The following is a 3,546-nucleotide window of genomic DNA, read 5'->3' as shown; positions in this document are numbered from 1 at the left end:
CATCCCGGAATCTAGAAGTTCAGCGAAACCATCCAGGTTTTCGCTAGTACGCAGATTCCGCTGGTCGACGATCACCTCTGTTAACCCCTCACCCCGCTCCCCGGAACAATAGCCAATCACGCGCGCCACTGATGCATGATCGGCATCCGAAATATTCAGCGCATCAATTCTGCCACCCGCACACCGCTGCAACAGCGTAGCTGCATCCTCAGCACCCAGCGGTGGGATCTGGTGATATTCAGTGGCACCGGGAATCTCTCCACGCACGCTTGCGGCCAAATAAGGTTCATCGATCTGCAGTGTGGTCCCGACAGAAAAACGCCGGGCAATGTCTGCTCGGAAGTTTTCCACCCCGACGGCCAAAGCATCGGCAAGATCGAATAACGCGGAGCGGTCACTGAGCACCCGGTGACCGTCGGCAAGCTCAATCTGGCTGGCCAGGCTCACCGGCCCCATGACGTGGACGGTGATTTCTGCGCCGGGCTGCTGCCAGGTTTCTTCGAGCACGTCGGCGTCGCGTTCGCGCAGATCACGCAAAAACCATGACCAGCGTTGCGGGCGCGCAGAAAGCTGCCAACGCCGCGCTCCCCGATCGACACTCAACGATTCCAGCAGCGCGGCCGTGTAACCGACCGCATCCGAGCCCAAACCTCTCTGCGGCAGGGACGGCAGGTGTAACCGGTCACCAAATTCGCTGATGACCATATCGCCAGCCGCGGCCATCGAAGTCCCAGCCACCGGACCTAATGCCAGGTGGCCAGTTTGCGAAGCTTCAGTGGAACGTGCAATGTCCATGACAGTTTAAGCGCCCGTGGCACAGATCGTTCCCGAGCCGAGCACGATATCGCCCAAGCCGTCATCAGTCGGCAAATACAACACCGCGGCCTGGCCACGAGCAACACCGGATAGAGGCTCTTTCAGCTCCAGCTGCATAGAATCCGCATCGCGGTCAATGACTGCACGGCATGCGACCACCGAGCCATGAGCGCGTACCTGCACCAAACAATCCAATTCGCCGTCCATGGCCGGGTGCAGGTATTTCAAACGATCCGCGCCGATGGTCTGTATGCGCAGATCCTCGCGCGAGCCGACGGTCACCGTCCCGGTAGCAGCATCAATATCGGTGACATAACGAGGCCGACCATCCGCCGCTGGAGTCTTGATATCCAACCCTTTGCGCTGGCCGATGGTGTAGTTCCACGCACCATCGTGCTCTTTCAGCTGCTCACCGGAGTTCTTGTCGACGATCATGCCCGGGCGCAGGCCAATCGATCGCCCCAAAAATGCCTGGGTATTACCGTCCGGGATGAAGCAAATGTCATAAGAATCTGGCTTGGAGGCCGTGGAAAAGCCGTGCCGGGCGGCTTCTTCCCTGATCTGTGGCTTCGGTGTATCGCCGACCGGGAACATGCAATGCGCGAGCTCATCGGCGCTGATCACGCCCAGCACATAGGATTGGTCCTTGTTCTGGTCCGGCGAGCGCCGCATATAGCCGTCATCATCGATGGTGGCGTAATGGCCCGTCGCCACTGCATCAAAGCCCAAGGCCATTCCTTTTTCTAACAGCGCACGGAATTTGATTTTTTCATTGCAGCGCAGACACGGGTTTGGAGTTTCGCCGATCGCGTAGGATTCTACAAAATCATCGATGACGTGCTCTTTGAAACGCTCGGAAAAATCCCACACATAATAAGGAATGCCCAGCTTGTCGCAAATGCGACGAGCATCTGCGGCATCTTCCAACGAACAACAACCGCGGGCTTTTTCCCTTGTCTGTTGTGCATCCTGATGCAGCGCCAAATGCACGCCGACGACATCATGGCCGGCTTCCACCGCACGCGCGGCTGCCACCGAAGAATCGACACCACCAGACATTGCTACCAATACTCGCATGCCCTTTAGTTTAAGCCTGTTGTCAAAGCCAGCCACCGTCAAAGCCAGCCACCCTGCGTTTGACTGCCTGTCGCAGCGAGCCTGACAGCCTGTCGCAGCGAGCCGCAAGAAGCCTTAGGAAATCTCCGACGATAGATAAATAGCTACAGACCACCTCAGTAAAATACTGAGCTATGGGACGTAAACGGGCGAAAACTCAGGTGGAAAATTCCGCATCAATCGTCGGGAGCTATGCGATCAGCACTGGTTATGCCGAAATCAAGCCCGATTCTTTTCGCGATAACGGATTTTGGCTCTACATCAACGGCGTCCCTAGCTCGCACATCGTGATCGGCGAGCCAGAGCACCTCGAATTTGCTTATATGCGTTGGTTTGCCGCCGGCATCGAGAATTTCCTCAACACCGACAGCTGGAATAGCTCGCAGCTTCGGGTGACTCATCTTGGAGGCGCGGCTTGTTCTATGGCGCGCTACCTCGCTTGGCGATGGCCGAAATCGCGCCATACCGTCGTCGAGTTAGATGCCCGCTTGGGCGAATACGTCCGCGAATGGTTTGATATCCCGCGCTCCCCAACCGTCAAAATCCGCGCCGGGGATGCAGCGCAGGTCACCGCAACCTTCGCCCCAGCCAGTCGCGATATCGTAATTCGCGACGTCTTTTCTGGCGATAGCACCCCCAAGGGCCTCACCAACGACGAATTCTATCGCTCCGTGCACCACGCCTTGGTGCCAGGCGGATTGTTCATCGTCAATTGCGGAGTACAAGGCGGGGTTGGTTCGGCGCAACAAGAAATTGCAGACCTGCAGCAGGTTTTCGCCAACGTTGCGCTGATCAGCGACTCTGGAACCTTGCAGGCGCGTAGCGGCGGGAATATCGTGGTTCTCGCTACAGATTCTGCACTCCCACTGGCAGGAACGCCGAGCTTCGACCAGCTTCGTGCCACACTGCTCAAGGGAGCAATTCCGGCACGTTACCTCGATGCAACACAGACAAAGCAATGGTCAAGCTAGTACTCCGCGCCTCGAGCCGCGTAGCTGCGCTGCCTAAAGAATCGCGTCTATTTAACGTTCTGTGCCTGTCTAAAACTTCTTAAAGATCCGAGACCTTGCGTGCGGTAGCAATTATTTCAGGCAACTGGCGGCAGACTTCATCGATGTCTTGCTCAGTGGTGGTGTATCCCACGCTAAAACGCAAAGCCCCGTGGGCGCGGGCATCGTCGACGCCCATAGCCTCGAGCACATGACTAAAGCGGTTGACCCCCGCCGCGCATGCCGACCCCGTCGATACGGCGATGCCTGCGCGATCCATTAACATAATCAGGCTGTCACCGTCGGTACCAAGAAACGAAACGTGCAGGTGCGTCGGCAAGGCGGACTCGGGGGTGTTCACGACAACATCATCGATGTGTGTGATGATAAACGAACGCAGCCGATCACGTAGTTGCGCGGTCCGCGCAGCCTCGCGTTCTTGTTCTTGCACTGCTTCCCGCAACGCAGCGGCGAGCCCAGCGGCACCTGCCACGTTGACTGTTCCCGGGCGAATCCCGCGTTCTTGCCCACCACCGAAATACACCGGCTTAGGCGCCGGGGTGCGCTTTGCCAGCAGTAATCCGGTTCCGCGCGGCCCGCCGAATTTATGCGCGCTGGCGGCAAG

The 3,546-nt window shown here is 57.8% G+C and carries 4 protein-coding genes; 1 reads left to right on the top strand and 3 read right to left on the bottom strand.

The window, feature by feature from the left end; genetic code table 11:
* Together RCH87_RS10320 and mnmA are read right to left on the bottom strand one after the other, a co-directional pair.
* On the bottom strand, positions 1–795 hold a 795-nt coding region (locus RCH87_RS10320), incomplete at its 3' end, for a hypothetical protein (protein ID WP_306516613.1).
* A 6-nt stretch (positions 796–801) separates the two neighbouring features.
* A complete protein-coding gene (gene mnmA, locus RCH87_RS10315) occupies positions 802–1,893 on the bottom strand; it encodes a tRNA 2-thiouridine(34) synthase MnmA (protein ID WP_306516612.1) in 1,092 nt (363 codons plus the stop codon).
* 173 nt (positions 1,894–2,066) lie between these two features.
* On the opposite strand from mnmA, the gene RCH87_RS10310 reads away from it, so the two are divergent.
* The gene (locus RCH87_RS10310) at positions 2,067–2,903 is read left to right on the top strand and encodes a spermidine synthase (protein ID WP_306516611.1); all 837 of its coding nucleotides are present in this window, start codon (positions 2,067–2,069) and stop codon (positions 2,901–2,903) included.
* A gap of 79 nt (positions 2,904–2,982) precedes the next feature.
* Here the strand turns inward: RCH87_RS10310 and RCH87_RS10305 are convergent.
* Positions 2,983–3,546, bottom strand: a 564-nt coding sequence (locus RCH87_RS10305) for a cysteine desulfurase family protein (protein WP_306516609.1), incomplete at its 5' end; no start/stop codon positions are given.

The sequence above is a fragment of the Corynebacterium sp. genome (genome assembly GCF_030826625.1).
In the GTDB taxonomy this organism is placed as follows: Bacteria; Actinomycetota; Actinomycetes; order Mycobacteriales; family Mycobacteriaceae; genus Corynebacterium.
Note: the sequence above shows the minus strand (reverse complement) of the source record. Positions and strands in the feature narration are given on the sequence as shown.